This is a genomic window from Methanoculleus sp. (assembly GCF_030019085.1).
Lineage (GTDB): Archaea > Halobacteriota > Methanomicrobia > Methanomicrobiales > Methanoculleaceae > Methanoculleus.
Window position 1 is genome coordinate 14,393 of sequence record NZ_JASEFJ010000015.1, and the last position, 25,892, is coordinate 40,284.

The window sequence follows — 25,892 nt, forward strand, 5'->3', positions numbered from 1 at the left end:
TATGGAACTGAATGGCGTTACAATCGATGATACATATGCAGAGGGCTTTCCTACGTGGGTGGCACGGCCGATCATCACCGCTGTCACGGAAGAGTGGGCTTATAAGGCCGCTCTGGAGGCAGTCGGGTTTGCCACCTCGACCATCGGATGCCCTGCCGAGGCGGGCATCGATTGCTTTGTCCCCCCTGATGAGACGCCCGATGGACGACCCGGTTATGCGATCCTGATCTGTGCGAGCAAGAAGAAACTCAAAGAGCAGGTCGTGGAGCGTCTCTCTGAGTGCGTTCTCACCGCACCGACAACAGCGGTCTTCGACGGCCTCGCGGATCTCATTGACGAGGTTCCGGAGAAGATCCCGGTCAAACTCCACTTCTTCGGCGACGGATACGAGGAGAAGCGCGAGGTCGGCGGCAGAACGGTCTGGGCCATACCGATCATGGAGGGCGAGTACATCGGCGAGGAAGAGTTCGGTATCGTCAAGGGTGTTGCAGGCGGGAACTTCTTCATAATGGGCGAGAACCAGATGGCCGCCCTCATGGCCGCACAGGCGGCGGTGGACGCCATAAGTGGAGTCTGCGGTGTCATCACGCCGTTCCCGGGCGGCATAGTCGCGAGCGGTTCAAAGGTCGGGAGCAAGAAGTACAAATTCATGAACGCGAGCACGAACGAGGCCTACTGTCCGACGCTCCGCGGGAAAGTCGAGGGGAGCAAGGTCCCAGAGGGTGTCGGAGCTATATACGAGATCGTCATCGACGGTGTCGACGAGGAATCGGTAAAGGCCGCGATGGCAGATGGCATCCGCGCCGCGACGAAGGTGCCGGGCGTGAAGTTCATCAGTGCCGGGAACTTCGGCGGCAACCTTGGGCCGTTCAAGTTCGAGTTAAAGGACGTTCTGGCCAACTACCTCTAAACTTTTTTCCTGTTCCCCATCCAGGCGACTGCTGCAGGAAGGCCGTCAAATCGCCCCCGCTGAGGATTTATCGTCGACCACCACTGCAAGGGAGCGGGCAGTGAGTCTAAAAGAGTCTCCGGTGTGACCCACAAAGTGACGGTCTGCACCTGGCAGGGTATCGAGAGAGAATCGGAAATATGGGAGGGAGCAAAACGTCACCCTGTCTCTCGCGTGCACCCGGATGCTCTCTTTCCCTGGATGATGGACAACCCAGTTTTCTCAGTCTCTAATCAAAACCCAGGGCCACCCCTATATTCCAGGTGGATGGCGGGCCTACGGTGATTGGAAAGCCACAACACCATCCCTGAAGAGATTTATCAAACCAGGGCACCAGATGAATTACCGGCCTGACGGCCTCATCTGCCAACCCCTGATGGCCTGGCGCATGTGAACACTTTTTACCCACCTACGACCCCCTGGAACCAGTTTCCCGGCGGTCACACCCCCCGATCGATCCCCTTAAATACGCATATCAACGATATTCTTGTTAACGATAATTTCGGTGACATCATGATCAGACTCACACCTGATGAAGTCAGGGCCAGGTTCGGGCCGTTGTTCTCGATGAAGTTCCTCGTAATGGTCGACCAGAATACCGGTCTTGCGGAGATCCGCGAGCATTGCCGGGCCCGGGGGACTATCGAGTGGGATGCGGCAAACCGGATGCGGGCTAAAGGTGCTGTCATCTCCTGCGATGTTAAAGGGACGACGATGACGATGCTTGCCCGTCTGGGCACCTCTCCGGCGAAGTTCGGGGCTGCAGACCGGGAGATCGGCGGTCAGGCACTTGAGGGTGTCGAGGTTCTCGGAGATGAGGTGGTGACCACCTGGGCCGGGATCGCCGGTGCGGGTGTCGGTGTCGCTGCCTGCCTGCCTCAGGCACCCGGGGTGATCCGGGCGGAGTACCCCGCCGAGGACGACCTCAGGATCGGCGGTGCCCGGGTCAACCGGGTTCGGATTGTATCTCCGCTCTACGAGAAGGTGACGATAGGGATCGACGACACCGACACCCGTGAGGAGGGAGCCACCTGGGTGCTCGCACTCCGTTGCGCAGAGGGCTGCAAAATTCCGGGGGTCGAGTATCTTGACATGCGCCTTGTGCAGCTCAACCCTGCTGTCCCGAAGAAGACCACCAACTGTGTCGGCTCGGCCCTGAACTTCGCTGTCCGCCCTGGGCAGGTGAACGCGCTCCTCGATTATGTCCGCGACTTCGTCGAGTCTGGGAGTGTCAGCAAGGACACCGGGATCGCCGTATATCGCGGGATTGCATTTGAGGAGGAGTCTCCCTACCTCAAGAGCGTCAAGACAGATATCCTGACGCTCGAAGACGCAGAGGCTGAGGCTGCACGGATGGGTGTCCGGTTTATCGACTCAAACGGACGGAAAGGCCGGATTGGTGCACTTGGCGCTGTCCTCTGGGGTAACAAAGGTGTGGAGGCGGCAGGACTGTATGGAGAGACTCTCTGAACCGTATACGATACGGTATCCACAGATAGTGGCGGTGGCCGACGATACTGGTGGAGAGGTAGAACTCGTCGAGTTCTTCGACTGCATCGGCGGTGCGATGTGGGTAAAGCGGCACTACGCCAGAAGCCCGCTCGTCCGTTCTGTCCGCACCGTGGGAGCGACCACCCGCTATATCCTATCAACCGGGAGCGCCGATCTTGCCCTGCAGGGTTCAACCTTTCCGGCCGGTATTGCCGCAGTCAGCGTCGACAAGGATGAGATCTCCATCACCTACCGTGGTCTCGGCGGTGGGGGCGTCGGGGCGTCAATCTGCCGCGCCGGAGCAGGCGGGGTCATCCGCTGTGTGAGCGACCCTGCAGGCGGCGGCCGACTTGCGGGCTCGACTATCTGGCTCCCCAGGCGCGAACGGGTGATCATAGGGATCGACGACACCGACACAGCAGAAGAAGGCGCAACCTGGACGCTGACACACAACATCGCCCGTGCCGTCGAGGACGAGCGTTCCCGCTACCTCTCACACACCATAGTACAATTATACCCTGTCCCCTACCGGACCAAGAACTGTGTCGCCATCGCCTGCGAGTTTGCAACCTCCGACCCCTCCGGCCTCGTCAGGTGCTACCGTGATTACCTGGAAGACTACACGCTCTCCGATGAGACCGGGATGGCGGTCTGGCGCGGATTCGACCCTTCACCGCTTGAGGAGTTCGGTTGCCGAGTAAAACGGGGCGAGGTCCCGGCGGATGACCTTGCCGCCATCGATGACAGGCGCCTCTCAATCGTCATGGACGGTCGGGGGGCGATCGGGGCGGTGGCGGCGATCCCGTTTGCCACACGATACGAGGAGGCGCTGGCGCTATGGAATGGAAGCACCTGAAAGCCAGGGTGCTTGAGACCGGCGCAGTCCGCCTCTCCGGCGAACCCGCAGATGAATACATCTCCCGCTCCGCTGCCGGTCCTTCGGCCGGGTCGTCAGGGTCGATCTTCTTTACCACCGGCGGTGGCCGGAGGGTCAGGGCAGGAACGGATGATGCAAGCCCCATCGAGGTCGTTCACCGTGGAGGTGGGGAGGCCACCCTGATCATCGACGGCGAGGTCATCTCCGGCCGGCTCGAACCCCCTGCCCTCCACTGCCCCCGCCAGGCCTACATCACGGTCAGCGGGACGTGCATATTCCATTGCCGCTACTGCACGGTGCCGGGTCTAGCGGGACAGCGAAAGACCATCGATGAGATCGTCCGGATGGTAAAAGACGTTGCAGACAGGGTTGACGCCATCGCCATCACAAGTGGCGTTGCTTCCTCGATCGAGGAGGAGGAAGCCTATACCCTGGAGGTCGTAGCGGCGCTCCGCTCGTCTGGCATTCCCATCGGGGTATCAATATACCCAACCCCTAGAACGCCGGCACGCCTCCATGCCCTGGGCGTCGTCGAGGTGAAGTTCAACCTTGAGGCGGCAACCCCGGAACTCTTCGCGAAGATGTGCCCGGGGCTATCCTGGGAGGCGATCCGGGATGCGCTTACATCTTCTGTCGAACTCTTCGGGCCCGGCAGGGTCTACTCGAACATCATCGTCGGGCTCGGCGAGACCGATGACGACCTTGAACGGTTGATGAAAGACCTCGCCGGGAGCGGGGTCGTCCCGATCCTCCGGCCGCTCACCCCGGCGGCATCGCTCGCCGACCAGCCTCGCCCCTCCGCTGAACGGTTGCTCTCACTTGCCGTGATTCACGAAAGGATCCTCCGGGAGGCCGGGCTCGATCCCCGGAGGGCTCTAACCATGTGTGCGGCATGCACCGGCTGCGACCTGGTGCCGGGGAGGGATACATGAGGGGCGCAAAAGCGCTTGCCAGTGCCGTGTCTCAGGCCGCTGACCGGTTTTACACCGTCCCGGGCTACCCCGTATCTGAGGTTGCCGCCCTGACGGGAGCGGTCATCACCGTCAACGAGAAGGTGGCGCTCGAGTACGCCCTGGGCGACTCACTCTCCGGGAGGAGGGCTGCCGTGATCGTCAAGCACGTCGGACTCAACGCCTGTGTCGACCCGCTGGTGCACGCAACCGCCCAGGGGCTCAGGGCTGGTGTCGTGATCGTTGTCGGCGACGATATCCACGTCAGCGGATCGGACGTCGGTGGCGACTCCCGGTATTACGGGGAGGTTTCATGGGCCCCGGTGTTCGAACCTGACAGCGAGACGCTCGGACCTGCCGTGGAGGCGGCGTTTGAGGCATCGGAGACCTTCGCCCGGGTGGCCATACTCAGGGTCACCCCCGATCTTCTGGAGGCTGACGTCTCAGAGCCCTTCATCCAGCGGAATGACCTGGAGGGAAGCCTGGCTGACCCTGATCTCACGATGGCTGGCCGGGCAGAGGCCGCTGACCGGCGGACTGCTGCGATGTTTGCCTGGGCACGATCGTCGCCGCTGAACAGGTTCCGTCCTGTCATCGCCTACCCACCCCCGACGGATGCGGATGTGCCCGCCTCATTCCCCGAAGAGAGGGGTCGCCCCTTCCTCCGGGAGCACCGTCTCCTCGCCCCTCCAGACGTTAGGGTGGAGCCGCAGCGGTTCTCAAGCCGCGGGTTCTCGCGAACTTTCTGCAGAGACTGCCCGTTTCATCCGGCTCTCCGTATCCTTCAAGAGCGCGGGATGCGGGTGGTCTGCGACGCCGGGTGTAGCATCCTGGCGATGAACCCGCCCTACCGCATCGGTGTTGCCACCTACGGTCTCGGTTCGTCGATAGCCGTCGCGGCGACCGGGCCAGGGGTAGCGCTCGTCGGGGATTACGCGCTCCTGCATTCGGGGCTAAACGCCCTCATCGATGTCTACGAAAGTGGACTTCCGCTCCTCTGTATCGTATTTGCGAACAGACGGATGGGGATGACCGGCGGTCACCCCATCCCCGAGATCCTTCGCTACATCGCCTGGGCAGAACCGGTTGTCTGCGCTGCCGATGACGCGACGGCGCTTCGCCGCGCACTCGTCCTCCCGGAGGACGGTCCCCGGACGGTGGTGATCGAAGGTGTCTGCCCGGAAGGTGGACGACATGTTACCATGGAATATCGAGATCTGTGATGTTACGCTGCGAGACGGGGAACAGACTCCTGGCGTCTCGTTTACCTGTGATGAGAAGATGGCAATCGCGCAATCGCTCGACGAGATCGGCGTGGAAGTGATCGAGGCCGGGTTCCCCGTCGTCTCCCGGGCGGAGAAAGAATGTGTCGCGGCCGTCGCCAGAAGTGGCCTGGATGCCCGGATCTGCTGCCTGGCACGGGCGCTAAAACCCGATGTCGAGGCGGCGCTCGACTGCGACGTGGATATGGTCAGTATCTTTGTCGCGATCTCCGACCTCCATGTCCGGCACAAGTACCACAAGCCACGGGAGGCGGTGATCGAGGATGCCCTTAATATGGTGGAGTTCGCCGCCGACCATGGAGTGCAGATCCGGCTTGCTGCCGAAGACGCCTCACGGACTGACCCGGAGATTCTTATTGATATGTACCGCAGGGGGATCGAGCGCGGCGCCACTCTCGTCAGTTTCGCCGATACCGTCGGCTGCCTCACCCCGCTCGAAACCCACTCCGTTGTCTCCAGGATCCTGGATGCCGGGCCCTTCCCGCTCTGTGTCCACTGCCACAACGACCTCGGGTTTGCAGCGGCAAACACCATCACCGCCGCGGCCGCCGGGGCGTTCCAGCTCCACACCACCGTGAACGGCATCGGTGAGCGTGCCGGGAACGCAGCGCTCGAACAGGTGCTCGTTGCCCTGCACTTTAAAGGTGGGGTCGAGCGCTACGACCTCTCCCGATTGCAGGAGATCTCCAGGCTGGTCGCACGATGCTCTGGCATAACGCCGGAACGGATGCACCCGATCGTCGGCGAGAACGCGTTTGCCCACGAAAGCGGGATCCATATCGCCGCGATCCTCTGTGACCCGGCGACCTACGAGTATGTACCTCCCGAACTGGTGGGCAGTGAACGCCGATTCGTGCTCGGGAAACATAGCGGGAGAAAGGCGCTCGAACACGTTGCAAAGGCTTACGGGTTTGAACTCTCCGATGATGAAGCCACCTGGGTTCTCGAGCAGGTCAAGCAGAAGAGCGAGGGGAAATGTTGTGTCACCCGCGAGGTTCTCTGCGACCTCCTGCGGCAGGTAAGAGAGGGGGGCGGCCGGTGAGCACACTATCGGAACGGATACTTGGCGCACCGGCGGGGGCATACGTCGACCGCGATGTCGATCTCGCCTTCGCCCACGACGGCACCGGCGTCCTTACCCGGGAGGCGCTCCACGAGATGGGGGTGGAACAGCTCCCCCACCCCGAACGTCTCCGCCTGATCTTCGACCACATCGTCCCGGCCAACACGGGGACCACAGCGACGCTCCAGGCCGAACTCCGGGCGTATGCACGGGTTTCCGGGATACCGCTCTCGGATGTCGGAGAGGGGATCTGCCACCAGGTGATGAGCGAAGGCCTTGTTCGACCGGGGATGATCGTCGTCGGGGCCGACTCTCATACCTGCACCGCGGGCGCCTTTGGAGCGTTCGCCACGGGGGTTGGCGCGACCGATATGGCGGCGATCTGGGCATCGGGCGGCACCTGGTTCCGCGTCCCCGAGACGATCGCGGTCAACCTCTCCGGCAACCTCTCCGGCGCCGCGGAGCCAAAAGACCTGGCACTTACCTACGTCGCCCGACTGGGGATGGAAGGCGCGACCTACCGGGCGCTGGAGTTCGTCGGCGAGGGGGTAAGAGGGATCTCGATGGACGGGCGGTTGACACTCTGCAACATGGCAGTCGAGACGGGGGCGAAGACCGGGATGTTCTACGCCGACGATCTCACCCTCCGCTACCTTGCTGGCTACGGGGTTAAAGCCTCATCACAGGTCGTGGAGGACTGCCGCTACGAGCGTACTCTAGATCTCGATCTCGATGATATCGTCCCTCTCGTCGCCGTCCCGCACCGGGTGGACACCGTCCTTGAGGCTGAAGAGGTCGCTGGAACACACCTCGACCAGGTCTTCGTTGGTACGTGCACAAACGGCCGCTACGAGGATCTGGAGCGGTTTGCCCGTATCGTCCGCGGTAAGAAGGTGGCCGTCCGCACCCTGGTATTCCCTGCATCGCGTGCGGTGCTTTCGCGGGCGATCGAGAGAGGCATCCTCGCCGATATAGTGAATGCTGGCTGCGCGGTCGGCCCACCAGGGTGCGGTCCGTGCCTCGGGGCACATGCAGGGGTGCTCGGGGAAGGGGAGGTCTGTCTCTCCACCGCCAACAGGAACTTCAAGAATCGGATGGGCGTGGGCGGCAAGATCTACCTCTCGTCGGTCGCAACGGCCGCCGCAAGCGCGCTCGCCGGCGAGATAGCCGTCCCGGAGGTGGCCTGATGCAGGGAGCAGGACCTGCGGTCTGCCTCGGGAACGATATCGACACAGATCTCATCATCGCGGGCCGCTACCTCCGGACGAAAGACCGTTCGGTCTGGGCGGAGCATGTCTTTGAGGACCTGGATCCAACGCTTGCAGGCCGTCTCCCCGGTTCGGTCATCGTCGCCGGGCGGAACATGGGTTGCGGGTCGTCCAGGGAACAGGCGGTGATCGCCCTGCGCGAGGCCGGGGTGGTCGGGGTCGTTGCGGAATCGTTTGCCCGCATCTTCTTTCGTAACGCCATCAACGTTGGTCTGCCGGTGATCGAGGCGAGGGTTCCCTGCACCGATGGTGCCCGGGTCGCCTTCGACCTGGAAGAGGGGTGGGTGGAGGCGGACGGAAAACGCTACCCCGCTCGCCCGCTCTCGGAGAGGATGCTTGCCATCCTCCGGGCCGGCGGACTGGTAGATTTCTGGAGGGCGTCCAGATGATATTTCCACCACACTGCAAGTTTGTAGGGGTTGCAAACGGCACCCCCTGTGGGAGGGATAAGGCCTACTTCCTCACACGCTACATCGTCCGTGAGACCCCGGAGGGCACAGAGGTCGTCGAGGTCAAGACCGATACAGAATATACCGGGCTGCTGCGGACGGTGCTCTCCAGCCGTGTGCTTGCCGCCGGTGATGAGGTCTACCATTACCCGGAACCCGTGAACGTCCAGGACCGAACTTTCCTTGTGACCGAGGCTATGAGGTCAGGCTACCGGTGTACCATATTTTCCGGTTACGGCGAGCAGACCACGTTTGTCATCGACCCGGACCTCTCAAGTTTCCTTCGCATCCACGTCTACGACATCACACCGCCACGGCCCCACCTCTCGGCCACGCTCACCGACCTCGAGAGAACCGGGGTCTTCGGCGACCTCGAGGTGGTCTTCGAGCACCATGTCCGTGACATCAGGGAGATCGGCGCCGATGTCTACCCCTGCCGTGCGGCCGGGTTCCCGCGCACAATTGACGCTGACCGACTCCGCCCCGGCGACCGCGTCGCGGCGTGCATGACCGGACGTGAACTGATAAAGGAGTGTTACGATGACTCTGTGATCCTGGTGGATAACATCTGCCCGCTCGAGGCTGTGAAGGCCGAACCATTCATCGCCCGGTGTTGCCGGAGCGAGCGGGCTGGTGTCGGCCTCCGGAACGGCCTTCTCGGTGCGGTTGTCCACTGGGGTGCGTCGGCATGGGATATGGTGGAGGCCGTGAGACTGGTTGCAACCACATGGAGGAGAGGGGATGACAGAGGTAGCGGTTGTTGAGGGCGACGGTATAGGGCACGAGGTCGTCCCGATCGCCCGCGAGATCCTCGCAGCCTTGCGCCCGGATCTCGAGTTCTTCGATGTCGAGGTGGGTTACGGCCGCTGGGAGCGGACGGGGAGTGCCTGTGACGAGGAGACGATCGCCGACCTGAAGTCGGCGGACGCCATCCTCTTTGGCGCCATCACAACGCCGCCCGACCCTGGCTACAGGAGCGTTCTTCTGCAGATCCGCCGGGCTCTCGACCTCTACGCAAACGTCCGCCCGATACGGGGTGAAGGGGTCGATATCGTCATAGTGCGGGAGAACACCGAGGGTCTCTACTCGGGGATCGAGTGGACCGAACCCGATCGTGCCTGCACCGTCCGGGTCGTATCCCGCCGGGGGAGCGAGCGGATTGCCCGCTACGCCTGCAACCTTGCGAAGTCCCGCCGCCACCTCACCATCGGCAACAAGGCAAACGTCCTGAAGTCGGACTGTCTGTTTGTCGATATCTGCACCAGGGAGGCTGCCAGGGCTGGGGTTCCCTGCACGGCGCGTTTCATCGACGCGCTCTCCCTTGACATCCTGATGCACCCGGAGCGCTACGACGTGGTTGTAACGACCAACATCTTCGGCGACATCCTCTCCGATACCGCAGCCTACCTGGTGGGCGGGCTTGGTATGCTCCCTAGCGCCAATATAGGGGAGCGGCACGCACTCTTTGAACCCGTCCATGGGAGCGCCCCCGATATAGCTGGACAGGATACAGCAAACCCCATTGCAGCGATCAGGAGCGCGGCGATGCTCCTTGCCCATATAGGCGATCCGGAATCGGCGGCGGTCATCGAGGCGGCCGTTGATAGGGTGCTTGACGCTGGCATCCGGACGCGCGATCTGGGCGGTAACGCCGGTACCCGGGAGTTCGGGGCGGCGGTGCTCAGGGAAGTTCTGCGTGGGAAGGCCTAAACGCTCAAGGGTTGAGAGACTACGGTATGGTGCTGGTTGGATGCCACATCTCCATCGCCGGGTCGATCGATCGTGCGGTCGACCGTGCCCGCGATGCGGGTTGTGACACGTTTCAGATCTTCTCCCGGAACCCGAGAGGCTGGAGGGCTAAGGACCTCGATGTGGACGTGGTCGACGCGTTCCGGGCGGCGGTGAGGTCATCGGGGCTCGGCCCGGTATTTGACCACATGCCCTACCTCCCGAACCTGGCCTCACCCGACGATGCCATTTATGAGAAGTCGGTCGCTGCGCTTGCCGGTGAGCTCAGGCGGTGTGCTTTTCTCGGTATACCCTATCTTGTGACCCACCTTGGACACCACCGCGGCGCCGGGATCGAAGAAGGACGGGAACGGGTCATCGCCGCGATCAACCGTGCGTTTGATGAAACCGGGGATGCGGGGGTGATGCTCCTCCTCGAGAACACCGCCGGGGAGAAGAACAGCGTTGGGACGAGGATCGAGGATCTCGCGCTGATATATGATGGGCTGGATGATAGGGGAGAGTTCGGGATCTGTTTTGATACCTGTCACGCGTTTGGCGCAGGCTACGACCTCCGGACCGCGGAGGGGGTCGATGCCGTCGTTGCAGAGATCGATGAACGAATCGACCTGGACAACCTCTATCTCATCCATCTCAACGACAGCAAGGGGGATCTCGGGAGCGGACTTGACCGACACGAGCATATCGGCCTTGGATCCATAGGAGAGGATGGGTTTCGGGGGATCCTCCGCAACCCGGAGATCCGACGTCTTCCCCTGATCTGCGAGACGCCGGTCGACGCCAGGCGGGACGATGCCGGGAACATCGCAAAAGTCCGCGAACTTGCCGGGGATTGAGCACCAGTAGAGAGGTGGCCTGTATGAAGATCGAGAGCGATTCGGTCGAGGGGGAGGTGCCACCCTCCCGCTGGAGGGTGCGCGGGAGGCGGCAGGTAGACCTCTGTATCGTCTCGTTCTGCATCCTGGGTGCGGTTCTTGCAGGGCTCACGGTTCTTGCACTGGCCAACATCACGATAACCGAACTTGGAGACCCGCTCCACCTCATCGAGGTTGCGGCATCGTCAGGGGTGCTCGGCTCGATCCTCCTCACCTTCTCTGCGGGGGCAAACGCCGTCCTTCTCCTCATCATCTTCGGAACACCGCTTGCATACGTCCTCGCCCGGGCTCCCCCATCCAGGTTTAAGGGAGTTGTTGAGAGCATCGTCGACCTCCCGCTCATCCTGCCACACACGGTTGCTGGATTGCTCGTCTACCTCCTCTTCATGCGGAGGGGATGGCTCGGCGCGCCGCTCGCCGAGATCGGACTTGCATTCGAGGACGCCTACCCCGGCACGGTCGTCGCGATGCTCTTCGTCGCCTCGCCGTTCTTTGTAAACACCATGCGGGAAGGGTTTGAGAAGGTCCCCCTCCACCTTGAGAACGTCGCCCGCACCCTCGGCGCCGGGACGTTCACCACCTTCCGAACGGTCACCCTCCCTCTTAGCCTGCGGCATCTGTTTAACGGGGCAATCCTTGCCTGGGGAAGGGCAATCGGGGAGTTTGCCGCCGTGGTCATGATCGCATACTACCCGTTCATCATATCGACGCTGATCTACTACTCGTTTACCACATCCGGTATCCGCACGAGCAGGAGCATCGCATTTGTGGTCATAGTGGTCAGTCTCGGCGTATTCTACCTGCTGCGGAGGTTGACCGGATACCTGGGGAGGTACGATGATCGCGTTTGATCGGGTATCGCTCAGGCTGGGGTCGTTCTCCCTGAAGGAGATCAGTCTCTCGATCAACCGGGGCGACTACTACTTCATCATCGGCCCCTCTGGCGCGGGAAAGACGGTGCTCCTCGAGGCGATTGCCGGTCTCCACAGGCCGGACAGCGGCCGCATCCTCCTCCGGGGGCAGGAGATCACCGACCTACCCCCGGAACGTAGGGGGATCGGTCTTGTCTATCAAGACTACTCGCTCTTCCCGAACATGACCGTCATCGACAACGTCTCCTACGGTCTTCGCGCCCGGGGGTTGCACAGGCATGAAGCACGCGAGAGAGTCGCCGGTCTCCTCGAAAGGTTCGGGGTCGAACACCTGGCTTACCGCTACCCGGGAACCCTATCAGGGGGTGAACAGCAGCGTGTGGCACTCGCAAGAGCCATCGCTGTCAAACCGGATATCCTCCTCCTGGATGAACCGCTCTCGGCGCTCGACCCCGTAACCCAGGAAAGGTTCATCGCCGACCTCAGGCGACTCCACCAGGACGAGGGGCTCACTATCGTGCACGTCAGCCATTCCCGCAGGGAGGCGCACATGCTTGCAACCCGGATGGCAGTCATCATCGACGGCCGCCTCGTCGACGAGGGCGAGGCCGATGTTGTTCTGAGCGCCCCGGGGAGCCGTGAGGTTGCAGCCTTCATCGGGGTTGAAAACATCCTGGACGGGGTGGTGATGGCAAACGATGGCGGGCATGCAACGGTGGATGCAGGTGGGTTGAGGTTTGAGGCGCTGACAGACGCTGCAGTGGGAGAGGAGGTCTGTCTCTGCATCCGTGCCGACGACCTCATCGTCGCCCCCGGCGACGACCGGTTGCCCAACACCCCAAACAAGATGAGCGGGACGATCATTCAGATCATCGAGAACGGTCCTGTGACCGACGTCCTGGTGGATGCGGGTATGGAACTGACCGCGGTCATGACCCGGCGGTCGGTGCGGGATCTCGGGCTTTCGCCGGGGGTTCGGGTCAACATCTCCGTGAGAGAAGACGCGATCCACGTCATCCGTTCTGCGCTTTCAGCGCGAGAGTGAAGGCAACAAGGACGGCGGTGGCACCGTTTGCAACTATTATGGCGATATCCCCCCTCGCCACCCCATAGACGAACCAGAGCAGGACTCCGGCCAGGAGGAGAAGGAGCATCGCAAACGAGAGGTCGGCGGTCGAACGACTGCGCCATGCCTTTATGGCCTGCGGGGCAAACGAGAGCGTCGTGAACGTTCCGGCTAAAAGACCAAGGACTGTGACGGTATCCATGTATGGTTCAATCATCTTTCCCCCATGAGGTGATGAAACTTCAGCCTCCAGGCTGCTGCTGCCACCGTTGCAGGACGTAAGCCATGATCATCCCTATAATGAACGCGAACGTAAGCCCGATCAGCAGGGTGAGGACGGCTATGACACCGGTGACGGCATACGACCCGGTCTTTATACTGTGTTTCCCCAGTTCTATCGCCACGAAGACCAGTAGCGCGCCAAAGACCCCGAGGGGGATCAGGGTCAGCACCTCAGGCGGGGCGAAGGCGACGGCAAAGATGAGGATAAAGACCCCGGCGATTATGTTTGCCCCCCCGGTTCGCGCACCGAACCGGTACATGGCGGCAAGCCCTCCGGCACCGTGACACATCGGAAAACCCCCAAGCGGCGTTGAGATGAGGTTCATGACACCGATCGTCCGGGATAGGCGGTCAGGGTCCACGCCCTTCTTCGGGAAGAGGTCGTAGGTGAGGAGGGATGTAGCGAGGATGGCGTTTGTCAGGGTGAGCGGGATCTGCGGGATGGCAAGTTCCCATGTGCCGGCTACAAAGTCTGAAGGAAGCGGGATGATGAGTGGGGGGAGGGAAATCAACCTGAACGGCGGCATCCCCTGTGTGACGATACCCACACCAAGTCCGATCAGTATAACAATCAGAGCGGAGACGTCCGGGATCCGGGTGCGCTGCGAGGCAAAAAAGAATGCCAGGATGATCCCGATGGAGAGAGCCGCAAACAGGGCGTCGGCGAGGATGTAGTCAAGCGACGTCCTGAGGAGGAGGAGTGCAAGAGCCCCCTGAACACCCCGGATGACGCTTTTGGGGATCCGATCCGCAAGCCAGGTCATGCCGCCGAAAAGCCCGAGCAGCAGGAAGAGCGCACCGACGACGATACCCGATGCCACGATCTCTCCACCGGAGAGCCCTCCGGCGATGACGATGGCACCGATGGCCTTCATGGGCTCGATCGGGATCGGGAGGCGGTAGTAGAGTCCGGCGATGATGTACCAGGCGGCTATGAAGAGGAAGAAATGGCTTACGTTCACGTCCGGGCAGACGATAGCGACTCCAAGGAGTATGGGAAAGATCGTCCCGAAATCACCGACTGCGCCGGCAACCTCCTCAATGGTAAACCTGATACCACTCTCCTCTGTTGCGGTGCTCTCCGCCATGGTGCTCTCCCCTCTATCTGGTTGCATGGGTCTTTGAGGTTATGGATTCTCCCGGCAGGCCGTACGGAGAGACGGAGATCAACGATCTGGACTATAAACCCTCCACTTTCCCCCGGCAACACACCCGGAGACCGCCAAATTGCCACCGGTGAGTGGTTTTCTTTGACCGCATCACACACCCCTCCTCGGGGGGGGCGGTGCATGCTGATGGTCCCGGGGGCAAGCTCTGCACGTGACGCTGATGAGACCTCAGTGGAAGTTTCTCGCCGGGAACCTGGTAATGGGATCTCCTGCCGGACGCCCGAAGAAACCCCTGAAGATCCTTGATCTTCTGGTTCCAGACCCGCTCACCCTATCCCGGCAGACTCCCGGCCTTCCGCCGAAGCACCGCAAATATGTCCCGGCCAAGTAAATCTTCTGCACGCTCGCTGTATCGCTCCGCCATAATAGAGAGTAGACGTTCCGTCCCCGCTGCTGTGGTGGAGATCCCGACCCGCTCCACGCGGCGAATCAGGCCGTCTCGCTCCATCTCCCCGAACCTTGGGAGGACGTAGTAATGCGGGATCCCCAGAAACTCGGCAAGTTTTCTGGTCGTGGGGAAACGTATGGAGATGCCGTCCGGGGAAAACCCGACGGTTATGCAGCGATCCACCTCAAGAAGGATCCTTATAGCCGCATCAATGATATCGTCGTGTTCATCTCTGGTCATCTGATCGCATCATCTCTCATGACGCGGTAGAAAAATATGACGGCCGGGGAGTTATGCCGCCTCTGCTTTCATCTCGCCGCGTTCTTCTTCGGGCATCGCCTCGAGGTAGACAACCTCCGCCCCGATATCTTTTGCAATCTGCTCGATCTCAACCTTCCGGAAGTGCGTCCCCTCAACCTTCAGGCGCTTCCGCTCGCCCTGCTCTTCAACGATAGCAACGATGCGGAACCTTGGCTGTTTCACACCGGTGCCAACCTTCTGGCGTTCACGTACATAGATCTTCATGCATCTCACCTCATACCAACTGGTATAACAGCAGATATACGCCAAAGATATTTAGCCTTTTCCCATCATATAGATTGGAGGAAAGACCATGGCGGAACGGTTTGAGATTGAATCGAGGCTACGCGGCGAGAGTCTGGTCAGACGGGGGCTGCTCCGCAGGACATCTGGTCCCACGATACGGATCATGCCTGACCTGAACGTGATCAAGATAGGTGGCCACGGCGTCATCGATTACGGCCGGGAGGTAGTCTACCCGCTGATCGAGGAGATAGGGGAACTATCCAGGCAACATAAGATCCTTGTAGCCACCGGCGGCGGCGCCCGCGTCCGCCACATACTTGACGTCGGTATCGACCTCGGTATGCCAACAGGGGTGCTTGCGGAACTTGCGGGCAAGATCAGCGAGCAGAACGCTGTCATGATCTCCATCCTCTTCTCGAAATACAACGGCGTTCGGATCCATACCGACGACCTCCTGAGTCTGCCCTCACTTATCTCACTCGGGATGCTCCCGGTCGTTCAGGGCACACCACCCTACGGACTCTACGAACATCCCCCAAAACTTGGAAGCATCCCACCACACCGGACGGATACCGGCGCCTTCCTGATGGCAGAGGTGGTCGGCGCGAAGAACTGCATTCTGGGAAAGAACGTGGACGGTCTCTACGCCGAGAACCCCTTTGAGAATCCTGATGCCGAGCTCATCCCGGAGATCACGGCCGACGAACTCCTGGAGATGGAGATGGAAGATATGGTGCTCGAACCGATGGCGGTCGAACTTCTCAGGGACGCCGTTTACGTCAGAGAGATCAAAGTGGTGAACGCTCATATCCCGGGGAACGTCACAAAGGCCGTGAACGGGGAACGGGTCGGCACCCTGATCCGGGCGTAACTTCCAGGATTGAACAGAGGAGAAGCCTTATTCTCCTCCCAAAACCGACCGGTATGGCAGACGAGCGATACCAATGACCATCTACATAGGCATTGACGATACCGACACCCGCGAGTCCCGCGGCACCGGACGACTCGCACGCGCGATTGCAGCAGAACTTTCCCGGTCTTGTGCAGTCTTCGGGGTGACACGGCACCAGCTATTTATCCATCCCACCATCCCCTATACCTCACACAACAGCGCCGCGGTCATCCACATACTGGATGGAGAGAATGAAGTTACGGCCGATGATCTATTCGCGACAGCAAAGGAACTCCTTCTCGCAGACTTTATCGAGGGAAGCGACCCAGGCATCTGTCTCGCCACCGACCGACAGATCGTGCAGGAGACCCCCCGCTTCGGTTTCATCGCAAAGAGAGAGATCGTGACGCAGGAACTGGCGCGCACGCTCGCCCGCCGCGCAGGGATACTCCTCGAAGGACTTGGCGGCACCGAAGACGGGGTTATCGGGGCGCTGGCGGGTGTCTGCCTCGCGGCATCCGGGAATGACGGGCGGTTTGTCCAGAAAGGGACTACACGAAGCCTGCACGGAACCTCAACGGTGGCCGCGATCCTCGCCTCAGGCGTCGACCGGGTAATGACCCGCGATGGTGTTACCGTCAGCGAAGGTCTCGTCAGCCTTAAAAAGTTCCCGAAACCCGCCTTTGTTGGAGGTGAGGCGATCCTCTATGTAGAGGAGGAGGATGGGGTCTACCGCGATATCGTGGTGGGATGATCTCAGGCGGTCTCACCCCAGGGTAATTGGATCACATTTACTCAGCCTATTATGAAGCCCAGTTAACTAAATTGAACACAGATTAACACAAAACACGCGTATTTAAATGTAGGTAGTACAATAAACCCCTCTGATAGACATGATGAAAAAGAGAACCATCTTTGCCGTTGCGGCTGTCATGGTCGCCATCCTGCTGATCTGCGGCTGTACCGGGCAACCCCCTGCAGAGAAGCAGCAACTTCGTATCGCCACGACTACGAGTCTCTACGACACCGGACTCCTCGATCACCTCAAACCCATGTTTGAGAAGGAGTACAACGCCGAGGTCCTGATCATCTCCGCCGGCACCGGCAAGGCGATCGAGTACGGGCAGCGGGGCGACGTAGATGTCCTGATGGTACACGACCGTCCGCGTGAGGATGCCTTCATTGCCGATGGTTATGGCATCAACCGGCGCGTCTTTGCCTACAACTACTTCATCATTGTCGGGCCCGAATCCGATCCTGCAGGCATAAAGGGCATGGAACCCGAAGAAGCGTTTAAGACCATCCGCGAGAAAGGCATGGCAGGTGAACCGGGTGTGGTCTTTGTCTCACGCGGTGACGCGTCAGGCACGCACTCGAAGGAGCAGGCCATCTGGAAGGCTGCCGGGTTCAACTACTCGACAGATATCCGGGGTTCCGGCGACTGGTACCGCGAGGCCGGGACCGGCATGGGTGCAACCCTTGAGATGGCAAACGAGCTGCAGGGCTACACTCTCTCAGACATCGGCACCTTCCTCGCCTACCAGCGTGACCTTGACCTCGTGACCCTCGTGGACGAGGGTGATATCCTGCTCAACGTCTACTCCGCCATGCAGATCAACCCGGAGAAATACCCGGATATCAACAGCACGCTGGCGAAGGACTGGATCAACTTCCTGATCTCCGATGAGGTGCAGGAAGAGATCGCCTCCTTCGGTGTCGCGGAGTACGGCCAACCACTGTTCTACGCCGCAAAGGACGCCTGGGAGAAGATCGGTGTGCCTGAGGCCGAAGTGAAAGACCCGGTCCTCTGATCCGGTCAAATCCACCCCTTTTTGCATGAGATTGAACCTCCTATCTTCACTGACGTGCCTCTGGCACCGGGGCCGGGGATCATCTGGTTTTTTGCCGCTGAGGTAACACGATCGGGTGCAAGGCATGTACGAGATCATCGAGGGGTTCATCGAGGCGATCAGGCTAATCGTAACGCTCGATCCTGACGTTATGGCCATTGCCGTGCGAAGCATCATCATATCGCTCACCGCGACCATCATTGCCTCGCTGATCGCTCTCCCGCTCGGGGCGGCGATCAACTTCGGAAAATTTCGAGGGAGAAGGAGTATCATCAACCTGATCCAGACACTTTACTCTCTCCCGACGGTCATCGTAGGGCTCCTGATATTCCTGCTCATCTCCCGCGCCGGACCACTCGGATTCTTAAGACTGCTCTTCACGCCGACCGCCATGATCATCGCACAGACAGTCCTCATCATACCGATCATGACCGGGCTCACAATATCCGCGCTTTCTGGGGTCGATCCGGTCATCAGGGACACCCTTACCTCGCTCGGGGCTACCCGGTTCCAGTTCCTCATAAACATCATGAAGGAAGCGCGGTTCGCGATCCTGGCGGCCGTCGCGGTCGGGTTTGGTCGGGCGATATCCGAGGTCGGGGCGGCCATCCTTGTCGGCGGCAACATAGCGGCGTCCTCTTTTAAGAGTTCAACCCGCGTCCTGACCACCGCGATATCGCTTGAGACATCGATGGGCAACATCCCGCAGTCCATCGCTCTCGGGATCGTCCTGCTCACCATCGCCCTCGGGGTCAATCTCGTCATATCAACGCTGCAACAGGGTAGAAACCCATGATTGAACTTGATGGAGTCTCAAAAGAGTTCGACGGTAAGAGGGTGCTCGACGGTGTCAGCGCCAGGGTGGAGCGGGGGGAGATCTTTGCCATCATCGGGCCGAGCGGGGCCGGAAAATCGACCCTGCTGCGTCTGATCGGCCTCCTGGACAACCCGACAGCAGGGACAATCCGGATCAACGGGATCGATATCCACGCCAGCAAAGAGCAGAGCCTCATGATCCGCCGGATGATCGGGATGGTATTCCAGAAACCCGCGGTCTTTAACACAACAGTCGCCGAGAACATCGCCATCGGACTCAGATTTCGGGGGGTGGAGAGGGCAACCGTCATTAAGAAGGTCCGGGAAGCTCTCGATGTGGTGGGGCTTGCCGGCTACGAGGAGCGACTGGCACGGACACTCTCCGGCGGTGAGATGCAGCGGGTGGCTCTCGCCAGGGCGATGGTGATCGAACCAGAGATCCTCCTGATGGATGAACCGACCGCAAACCTGGACCCCGTCTCGGTGGAGAAGATAGAGGAACTGGTCATCCGGATCAACCGCGAACTCGGCACAACGATCCTCTTCTCAACCCACGACATGTACCAGGGGCAGCGACTCGCCCACCGGATAGCGGTGCTGATGAACGGCAGGTTCGCTCAGGTCGGGACGCCAAGAGAGGTCTTCACCCTCCCGGCAACCCGGGATCTCGCCAGATTCGTTGGCATAGAGAACATCCTGGAAGGGGTGGTCGTGAGGAGGGATGATGGAGGGGCAGTCTCCATCGATGTCGGCGGCACTCAGGTCAGGGCACGGTCGTCGTTTGGCACCGGTGAGAGGGTCGCCCTCTGCATCAGGCCGGAGGATATGCGGATCGCGCCGGTGGAGAGAAAGGTGGCCAACCCGGACGGGAACACGCTCCAGGGCACAGTCATCTCCATAGTGCCGCGGGGCCCTTTCAGCAGTGTTACAGTCGACTGCGGATTTATGCTCTCATCTCTCCTCTCCTGGAAGAGGGCGGACGATCTGGATCTCCAGGAAGGCAGCCATGTTGTTGTCTCGTTTGCGCCTGAATCCATCCACGTTATCCGGATAAACGAGACCTGAATACCATGATACAACCTTCCGCCGGGCAAACCCGGTCTCAGCGGCCGCCCGGTCTCCCCCGCGCTGCCAGAAGTTCTCGCACCCTATCAAGATGACTCTCCAGTCGCCGCCGGAACTCCAGGGGATCGAGCGCCTGTGCCTCGTGGCCGGAGAGTAGCAGGATCCTGTCGGCCTGGGCGATCAGGATGTCAAGCGAGGAGGCGGCAAACAGGATCGTCGTCTCCCCGACCGCCTGGCGTCTTGTGGCAAGAAGCGTGGAGAGCGGTGTCACCTCACCGCTCTGGAGGCAGCCCGGGACCAGCAGGTTGGTCGCGGCGCGGTCTTCGTCTATGATGAGGAGGGGCGCAGCAGCACGGAGCGCGGCCTGTATCTTCTCCGCCATCACGAGGGATCCGCTCCCGCGGCCATAGGCCGCCCGGGGGTCGCCTGAGAGACCGGGCGGGAGGCTGCGGAAGAAGAGGCTGACGTCCGCACCCACCAGTTCCTGCTCGTTTGCCTCCGCACCCACAACCCCGTTGACGCTGATCAGGAGTTCACGCCCGTCCCCGGCGGCGTGGTCGTCCTGGCCGGCAACGATCGCCTGGAGGAGGGTGCTCTTACCCTCGGCGTTTGAACCGACAACCGCGAAGACCTCTCTACGCCGGAGTCCAAGACCCGTCACCACCCGGCCGCTCCCCTCAAGTTCAACCTCGATCGGGTCGAGTTCCTGCGGGCAGCGGAAAGGGATGTGAACGCCCTCTTTTGGGCCTGCAATACGATGGTGACCACGAAACCGCGTGAACCGGCGGGCCGGGCGCGTGCCGTCGGCGATGAACGTGACAAGCCCCATCCCGGGCAGGGAACGACGGAGGGCTTTCTGGTCGAGGGAGAGGGCACAGGCCGCTGCAATCTCCCCGGCGGGCACCCGGCTTGCAACGCGATCTACTGCCTCAAGGAGCGCGCTCAGGCGTTCTGTGACCTCCCGTTCCGTGCCAGGCCCCGGCGGCCCCATGTAAGGGAGTGCGCCCCTGACGACCAGGTGGAGCCCCGAGGCGTCGATCCGGTTACCATCGTCCGGCCGCCAGAGATCAGTTCCGATGGCGCTAGGTGAGGCGATCAACGTGACCGGTTCCACGTTATACAGGCAATGGCCGGGGTGTTCCGTCCCGATACCGGCGATTGGGCCGAGTGCGGGTTCAAGCGGGACCGCCGACTTGATGACCTCGATCACGACTCCAACCGCCCCGTCGGCACCGGGGTGACCGACCGTGCCGGCAGGCGGCGTTAGCAAGAGCGGAAGACTGAACCGGAGCGCCGTTTTGTCGAGCGAGCGGACGAGGTAGGTGTTGACAGGAGGCCTCAAGCGCTCCAGGTCGACACGCGCCCGGCCGCCGTCAAGAGCCGCGACAATCCGGCCAGCCTCAGCCTGCCAGGAACCCTCCGAACCACCCATACGCAATCATCTGATAGTTCTACGTCAGAGCCCATCTCTCTTATTGCGCGACAGGCTTTCCATGGTGAACGCCTTTCGCTGGATGATGACAAAACCCCCCACCCCGGCCGCCAAGCAGGCAGCGCGTGGCGATAGGCAGGGAGAAGTTGTGCCCTGGACTAACGAGGGGTTTCCCTTCGAGAGAGGGGGTACATTTACCGAAAAGACTCTCTCCATATGGGCACTGTATCGAATGAGAATCAGAATCGGTAGAGGTCTGCCGGGGAAGGGACTGGACAGTCCTAACCCCATGTCTCTACTGGAACAGTCTCTCTCGCAAAAAGCCTGGCCCCACCGACCTCTATGGGACGGCGGCCTGCGGCGATTGCACTCACCAGGGATCCGTGCCGGGAGAGGCTTATCGAACCGGGCAGAGCAACCCGAAGTTACCGGTTCGATGGCCTCCTTACCCCTCCAGAGTGATATCGTATACCGCATGCCACTTACCTGGAGAGTATGTCCTGACCCGTCGCTCGATAACCTCGCCCCATGTAACCTCGCGGATCAGAGAGAGGTACTCCCAATCCTGCTCCTCCAGGGCATAGAGATGGATCGTTCCACCGTCCCGGCAGAGCGCTGCGGCCTCAGGGAGGAAACGCGGCGCGGCCAGTGGGAGATTCATGATAACCCGGTCAAACGGGCGAAACCCATACCGGGGAAGGTGACCGGCGTCCGCAAGCACCGGGACGACGTTATTCACCCGGTTGAGGGTGATGTTCTCAACCAGGAGATGCACGGCAGCGGGGTTAAGATCAGCCGCGACCACAAGATCCGCTTTCCGGGCCAGGGTGACTGCAAACGGCCCCACGCCGGCAAACATATCAAGAACCCGCTCACCCTCCTCCATCGCCGCAAGAACCCGCTGGCGTTCTGTGGAGAGCCTGGCGGAGAAGTAGGCGTGGGATAGGTCTACATCGAAACGGAGTCCGTACTCCGTCACCCGTGTGCGGGTGGTAGGTACACCGGCAAGGACGGCAAACCTGCGGGTCCGGTACTCACCCTCGACGGGGGTCTCCGGGAACAGCACGGTGTGAAGCGACGGTCTTGAGGCGAGAAGGCGCCCGGCACCAGCGGGATCGTTCTCCTGCATTATGGCTATCCCACCGACGATCTCATGACGGGGTAGATCAGGACGTTCCGGTACCGCCTCAAACTCCCGGAGCACCGCACCCGGAACCCCATCCGTCAGGGGGAGGAGGACTGTATCACCCTCCTGACGCGGCCTATACCGCCGGTCAAGGAGCCCTGCCTCAAGCAGTCGGCGCCGTCTCTCCTCGGCCTCCTGTTTTGGCACCACCAGGCACCAGTGTTCTTCACCCACGGACTCCACACCCGCCATCTTTACGTATGAGATCTCATACTTATTCATGGATGAGTATATCGAGAGGCTGAAAGACGGGTCCCTCAAACTATATGCGCTCGAGAAGGAACTTCCACCGAAAGAGGCCGTAAGGGTACGGAGGGCGTTCATCGAGGGCGAGACCGGGACACCTCTTCCCGCGATTGGATCGTTCACAATAGGGATCGATCGGGTCGTGAAACGCAACATCGAGAACATGATTGGCGCTGTCCAGGTTCCGGTCGGTGTTGCAGGACCGCTCGTGGTACATGGCGAGTACGCCAGCGGGTCATACTACATTCCCCTCGCGACGACCGAAGGAGCGCTTGTCGCCTCGGTGAACCGCGGTTGCTCGCTGATAACCCGGGCGGGTGGGGCGGATGTCCGGATCATGCGCGATGGGATGACCCGGGCACCGGTCTTTGCCACCCGTGATGTCATTCACGCGAAAGAGACGGCAAACTGGGTGGATACGCACACCACCGAGATCCGGGAGGCTGCAGAAAGCACCACAAAGCACGGGGAGTTCCTTAAAGCCAGGACTTACATCACCGGCACAAGCGTCTTTGTCAGACTCGAGTTCGACACGAAGGACGCGATGGGCATGAATATGGTTACGATCGCCAGCCAGAAAGTGGGCGAACTCATCGAGCGCGAGACTGGCGCAAGACTCGTCTCCCTCTCCGGCAATATGTGCACCGACAAGAAACCTGCGGCTATCAACCTCGTACAGGGCAGGGGGAAGACCGTGGTTGCTGGAGTGCGACTCAGCGAAGCGTTGATCGCGGATCTCCTGAAGACCGATGCGGAGACACTGTTCGAGGTCAACTACCGCAAGAACCTGGTGGGTTCAGCGCGGGCAGCATCCTTCGGGTTCAACGCCCAGGCGGCAAACGTGGTTGCCGGGATCTTCATCGCCTGTGGTCAGGACGCGGCCCACGTCGTCGAGGGGAGCACCGCAATAACCACTGTCGACCGGGTTGAGGGCGGTGTTTACGTCTCGGTCACCATCCCCTCGCTCCCCGTCGGGACTGTCGGCGGCGGAACAGGTGTTGATACCCAGCACGAGTGTCTGGCAATGCTTGGAGTCGCTGGTGGCGGTGACCCTCCGGGAACCAATGCAAGGGCTTTCGGAGAGATCGTTGCTGCTGCGGTCCTCGCCGGCGAACTCTCACTCCTCGGCGCGCTGGCAGCCCAGCACCTGGCCCGGGCACACCAGAACCTGGGGCGGGGATAACAGAGGTGAACTACCCCCCTGGAGAAGAGGTCTTCTCGCTCCGCCCCCTTCACCCCGCAAGATAAAATCTGGATCGCGGACAGGAGACCTAAAAGCGGAACCACTTCATCATGACCATGGCATCTTCTCCGCTTGAGTAGTAGGATGCCACATGGAATACCTCACGATAGCCGAGGCGGTGGTAAAACTCCTGCGCCCCGGTGTTGCTGGCTCTGACCTCAAGCTGGACACCGTTTGCTCCCAGGATGGCATACTCCTGCTCCAGGCGGCGGAGGAGGTGTCGCCCGACACCGCGGCGCCGACAGCGGGGGGCAACGGCAAAGTTCATTATGTGCCCGTAAACCCCTTCCCCTGTGTCCTCGATACCGCCGGCGATGAAACCAACCAGATCCCCATTGTTTTTCGCCACAAAGAACGTCTCCGGGAAATAGTTGAGAGATTCCAAGAGCGTTCTCTCATCCCAGGGATCGACGAAGGACACTCTCTCAATGGCCACGATCTGCGGAATATCTGCAGTCTGCGCCCGAAGGATTGTTAACTGAAGCGGCATCATACGCGGCCACACTCCACCAGGGTACCCTATCTAATATTAGTCTTCAGGGAACAAAAGAGTAGGCACAGACGAGTGACGGTATCCATGGTTCAGATCTATCGTTTCGCGGCGATCCGTCCAGCGCGGCGGTACTCCGAGAAGATCCCATCCGTACCATACGATGTGGTGACGGCACAAGAAGCACGGGAATGTATCGAGAAGAACCCACTGAGTTTCCTGCGGGTTAGCCGACCGGACGCCGAACTTCCCGACATCCCGCCAAACGATGACCGGGTCTACCAGCGGGCGCGGGAGGTCTTTGAGGGTATGCTCGCGGAAAGGCTGATGGAGCGCGACCCGACGCCGGGGATGTATATCTACCGGGCAGTACAGAACGGCGAGGAGTTCGTCGGCCTGGTCTGCTGCGTCCAGACGGAAGACTACGAGATCGGGAAGATCCGTCGGCACGAACTCACCCGTTATGACAAGGAGGAGGACAGGACTCGGCACATTGATGCGGTCGGTGCGAACACCGGCCTTGTATTCCTGCTCTACCGCGACCGCCAGGGTATCTACTCGCACCTTCACTCACTTATAATGGACGTCCAACCCGACGGAAGCACGACGACCGCATCTGGCGTGCTGCACCAGATCTACCGGATCACAGATGATGCTGCCCTATCTTATCTAGAAAAACTCTTTTCGAATGTGCCGGAGACATATATCGCCGACGGACACCACCGGGCCAAATCCGCGGTGAACGTGGCCGCGCTGCGGAGGCGCGAGGGGAGGTTTACGGAGGAGGCGGGGAGGTTTATGGTGGTTCTCTTCCCCCACGACCGCGTACGTATCCACGGCTACAGCAGACTCGTCACCGACCCTGGAAGATACGCCACCCCCTCTGAGTTTCTCGAAGCACTCCGCAAATCTGGTTGGACTGTCCGTCCCTACGGGAACCTCGACGCCGAAGGCTACCAGATCCCGCCGCTTGATGCTGAGGCTGGAGGGAAGCATGTGATGCACATATACCTGGGTGGAGCATGGTACGAGATCTCACGACCGATCGCTGATCCCACCGACCTGATAGGGTCACTCGACGTCTCCGTTCTCCAGAAAGATATACTGGAGGGGATGTTCGGGATCTCCGACCCCCGGGGTGATGCAAGACTCCACTACATGGGTGGGGCAAAACCACTCCGTGAACTTGAGCGACTTGTGGATGACGGCGAGTACGCCCTCGCCGTGGCGATGCAGCCGGTGCCGATCGAGACGGTGCTCGCGATAGCCGATGCAGGCGGCATCATGCCACCAAAATCCACATGGTTCGAGCCGAAACTACTCTCAGGGCTCGTAGTTCACACCATAGACTGAGAAGTCAGGTGGCATCAACTTTAACTCTTTTCCTGCAGGATA

Annotated in this window: 27 protein-coding genes; 20 read left to right on the forward strand and 7 right to left on the reverse strand. The window is 60.8% G+C overall.

The genetic code is table 11. The features are described from left to right. The first annotated feature begins 1 nt into the window (after nucleotide 1). From fhcD to QMC91_RS07300, 13 genes are all read left to right on the forward strand, one after another. A complete protein-coding gene (gene fhcD / locus QMC91_RS07240; RefSeq protein ID WP_300237208.1) occupies nucleotides 2-910 on the forward strand; it encodes a formylmethanofuran--tetrahydromethanopterin N-formyltransferase in 909 nt (302 codons plus the stop codon). 552 nt (nucleotides 911-1,462) lie between these two features. After that, the gene (locus QMC91_RS07245) at nucleotides 1,463-2,419 is read left to right on the forward strand and encodes a tRNA(Ile2) 2-agmatinylcytidine synthetase (protein WP_300237209.1); all 957 of its coding nucleotides are present in this window, start codon (nucleotides 1,463-1,465) and stop codon (nucleotides 2,417-2,419) included. Further along, entirely contained in the window at nucleotides 2,403-3,296 is an 894-nt protein-coding gene (gene mmp11 / locus QMC91_RS07250; protein WP_300237210.1) for a methanogenesis marker protein 11, read from the forward strand. Before QMC91_RS07245 ends, mmp11 begins: the two co-directional genes overlap by 17 nt. Beyond that, nucleotides 3,278-4,249 (forward strand): radical SAM protein, encoded by a 972-nt coding sequence (locus QMC91_RS07255; RefSeq protein ID WP_300237212.1) that lies wholly within the window; start codon nucleotides 3,278-3,280, stop codon nucleotides 4,247-4,249. The genes mmp11 and QMC91_RS07255 overlap by 19 nt, the downstream gene beginning before the upstream one ends. Beyond that, nucleotides 4,246-5,490 (forward strand): thiamine pyrophosphate-dependent enzyme, encoded by a 1,245-nt coding sequence (locus QMC91_RS07260; protein ID WP_300237214.1) that lies wholly within the window; start codon nucleotides 4,246-4,248, stop codon nucleotides 5,488-5,490. The genes QMC91_RS07255 and QMC91_RS07260 overlap by 4 nt, the downstream gene beginning before the upstream one ends. Beyond that, nucleotides 5,462-6,592, forward strand: coding sequence for a homocitrate synthase family protein (locus tag QMC91_RS07265; RefSeq protein ID WP_300237215.1), 1,131 nt, complete (start codon nucleotides 5,462-5,464; stop codon nucleotides 6,590-6,592). Before QMC91_RS07260 ends, QMC91_RS07265 begins: the two co-directional genes overlap by 29 nt. Further along, nucleotides 6,589-7,800 (forward strand): aconitase/3-isopropylmalate dehydratase large subunit family protein, encoded by a 1,212-nt coding sequence (locus QMC91_RS07270; RefSeq protein ID WP_300237216.1) that lies wholly within the window; start codon nucleotides 6,589-6,591, stop codon nucleotides 7,798-7,800. Before QMC91_RS07265 ends, QMC91_RS07270 begins: the two co-directional genes overlap by 4 nt. Continuing rightward, on the forward strand, nucleotides 7,800-8,270 hold the full coding sequence (locus QMC91_RS07275) for a 3-isopropylmalate dehydratase (RefSeq protein WP_300237218.1): 471 nt from the start codon (nucleotides 7,800-7,802) through the stop codon (nucleotides 8,268-8,270). Before QMC91_RS07270 ends, QMC91_RS07275 begins: the two co-directional genes overlap by 1 nt. Continuing rightward, the gene (locus QMC91_RS07280; protein ID WP_300237219.1) at nucleotides 8,267-9,094 is read left to right on the forward strand and encodes a hypothetical protein; all 828 of its coding nucleotides are present in this window, start codon (nucleotides 8,267-8,269) and stop codon (nucleotides 9,092-9,094) included. Before QMC91_RS07275 ends, QMC91_RS07280 begins: the two co-directional genes overlap by 4 nt. Continuing rightward, complete coding sequence (locus tag QMC91_RS07285) at nucleotides 9,072-10,040, forward strand: isocitrate/isopropylmalate dehydrogenase family protein (RefSeq protein WP_300237220.1); 969 nt, start codon at nucleotides 9,072-9,074, stop codon at nucleotides 10,038-10,040. Before QMC91_RS07280 ends, QMC91_RS07285 begins: the two co-directional genes overlap by 23 nt. Before the next feature lie 26 nt (nucleotides 10,041-10,066). Next, entirely contained in the window at nucleotides 10,067-10,915 is an 849-nt protein-coding gene (locus QMC91_RS07290) for a deoxyribonuclease IV (RefSeq protein WP_300237221.1), read from the forward strand. A gap of 23 nt (nucleotides 10,916-10,938) precedes the next feature. Continuing rightward, a complete protein-coding gene (locus QMC91_RS07295; RefSeq protein ID WP_300237222.1) occupies nucleotides 10,939-11,805 on the forward strand; it encodes an ABC transporter permease in 867 nt (288 codons plus the stop codon). Continuing rightward, nucleotides 11,792-12,871, forward strand: coding sequence for an ATP-binding cassette domain-containing protein (locus tag QMC91_RS07300; protein WP_300237223.1), 1,080 nt, complete (start codon nucleotides 11,792-11,794; stop codon nucleotides 12,869-12,871). Before QMC91_RS07295 ends, QMC91_RS07300 begins: the two co-directional genes overlap by 14 nt. On the opposite strand, the gene QMC91_RS07305 is transcribed toward QMC91_RS07300, so the two are convergent. From QMC91_RS07305 to QMC91_RS07320, 4 genes are all read right to left on the reverse strand, one after another. Further along, nucleotides 12,840-13,109, reverse strand: a complete 270-nt coding sequence (locus QMC91_RS07305) for a SemiSWEET family sugar transporter (protein ID WP_300237224.1) — start codon at nucleotides 13,107-13,109, stop codon at nucleotides 12,840-12,842. The genes QMC91_RS07300 and QMC91_RS07305 overlap by 32 nt on opposite strands. Before the next feature lie 25 nt (nucleotides 13,110-13,134). Continuing rightward, on the reverse strand, nucleotides 13,135-14,289 hold the full coding sequence (locus QMC91_RS07310; protein WP_366944389.1) for a putative sulfate/molybdate transporter: 1,155 nt from the start codon (nucleotides 14,287-14,289) through the stop codon (nucleotides 13,135-13,137). Nucleotides 14,290-14,614: 325 nt separating this feature from the next. Further along, the gene (locus tag QMC91_RS07315; RefSeq protein WP_300237226.1) at nucleotides 14,615-14,971 is read right to left on the reverse strand and encodes a hypothetical protein; all 357 of its coding nucleotides are present in this window, start codon (nucleotides 14,969-14,971) and stop codon (nucleotides 14,615-14,617) included. Between the two features lie 51 nt (nucleotides 14,972-15,022). Further along, nucleotides 15,023-15,256 (reverse strand): hypothetical protein, encoded by a 234-nt coding sequence (locus tag QMC91_RS07320; RefSeq protein ID WP_300237227.1) that lies wholly within the window; start codon nucleotides 15,254-15,256, stop codon nucleotides 15,023-15,025. Between the two features lie 88 nt (nucleotides 15,257-15,344). Between QMC91_RS07320 and QMC91_RS07325 the strand changes: the two genes are divergently transcribed. The 5 genes from QMC91_RS07325 to QMC91_RS07345 all read left to right on the forward strand — a co-directional run bounded on the left by QMC91_RS07325 (nucleotide 15,345) and on the right by QMC91_RS07345 (nucleotide 19,900). Next, nucleotides 15,345-16,148 (forward strand): uridylate kinase, encoded by an 804-nt coding sequence (locus QMC91_RS07325; protein ID WP_300237229.1) that lies wholly within the window; start codon nucleotides 15,345-15,347, stop codon nucleotides 16,146-16,148. 73 nt (nucleotides 16,149-16,221) lie between these two features. Continuing rightward, nucleotides 16,222-16,923, forward strand: a complete 702-nt coding sequence (locus QMC91_RS07330; RefSeq protein ID WP_300237231.1) for an ABC transporter substrate-binding protein — start codon at nucleotides 16,222-16,224, stop codon at nucleotides 16,921-16,923. Between the two features lie 139 nt (nucleotides 16,924-17,062). Continuing rightward, the gene (locus QMC91_RS07335; protein WP_300237233.1) at nucleotides 17,063-17,980 is read left to right on the forward strand and encodes a substrate-binding domain-containing protein; all 918 of its coding nucleotides are present in this window, start codon (nucleotides 17,063-17,065) and stop codon (nucleotides 17,978-17,980) included. A gap of 124 nt (nucleotides 17,981-18,104) precedes the next feature. Further along, nucleotides 18,105-18,815, forward strand: coding sequence for an ABC transporter permease (locus QMC91_RS07340; RefSeq protein WP_300237235.1), 711 nt, complete (start codon nucleotides 18,105-18,107; stop codon nucleotides 18,813-18,815). Further along, complete coding sequence (locus QMC91_RS07345; protein WP_300237237.1) at nucleotides 18,812-19,900, forward strand: ABC transporter ATP-binding protein; 1,089 nt, start codon at nucleotides 18,812-18,814, stop codon at nucleotides 19,898-19,900. The genes QMC91_RS07340 and QMC91_RS07345 overlap by 4 nt, the downstream gene beginning before the upstream one ends. 37 nt (nucleotides 19,901-19,937) lie before the next feature. Here QMC91_RS07345 and QMC91_RS07350 read toward each other — a convergent pair whose 3' ends face one another. Then, complete coding sequence (locus QMC91_RS07350; protein WP_300237239.1) at nucleotides 19,938-21,332, reverse strand: P-loop domain-containing protein; 1,395 nt, start codon at nucleotides 21,330-21,332, stop codon at nucleotides 19,938-19,940. A 445-nt stretch (nucleotides 21,333-21,777) separates the two neighbouring features. Further along, entirely contained in the window at nucleotides 21,778-22,740 is a 963-nt protein-coding gene (locus tag QMC91_RS07355) for a class I SAM-dependent methyltransferase family protein (RefSeq protein WP_300237241.1), read from the reverse strand. Here QMC91_RS07355 and hmgA point away from each other — a divergent pair. Further along, nucleotides 22,739-23,947 carry a hydroxymethylglutaryl-CoA reductase (NADPH) gene (hmgA, locus tag QMC91_RS07360; RefSeq protein ID WP_300237243.1) on the forward strand — a complete coding sequence of 403 codons (1,209 nt, stop codon included), beginning with the start codon at nucleotides 22,739-22,741 and terminating at the stop codon, nucleotides 23,945-23,947. The two genes, QMC91_RS07355 and hmgA, sit on opposite strands and share 2 nt — an antisense overlap. Nucleotides 23,948-24,035: 88 nt before the next feature. On the opposite strand, the gene rimI is transcribed toward hmgA, so the two are convergent. Beyond that, complete coding sequence (rimI, locus tag QMC91_RS07365; protein ID WP_300237245.1) at nucleotides 24,036-24,500, reverse strand: ribosomal protein S18-alanine N-acetyltransferase; 465 nt, start codon at nucleotides 24,498-24,500, stop codon at nucleotides 24,036-24,038. 84 nt (nucleotides 24,501-24,584) lie between these two features. On the opposite strand from rimI, the gene QMC91_RS07370 reads away from it, so the two are divergent. Beyond that, nucleotides 24,585-25,850: a DUF1015 family protein gene (locus QMC91_RS07370; protein WP_300237247.1), complete on the forward strand. Its 1,266-nt coding sequence runs from the start codon at nucleotides 24,585-24,587 to the stop codon at nucleotides 25,848-25,850. Nucleotides 25,851-25,892: the final 42 nt, after the last annotated feature.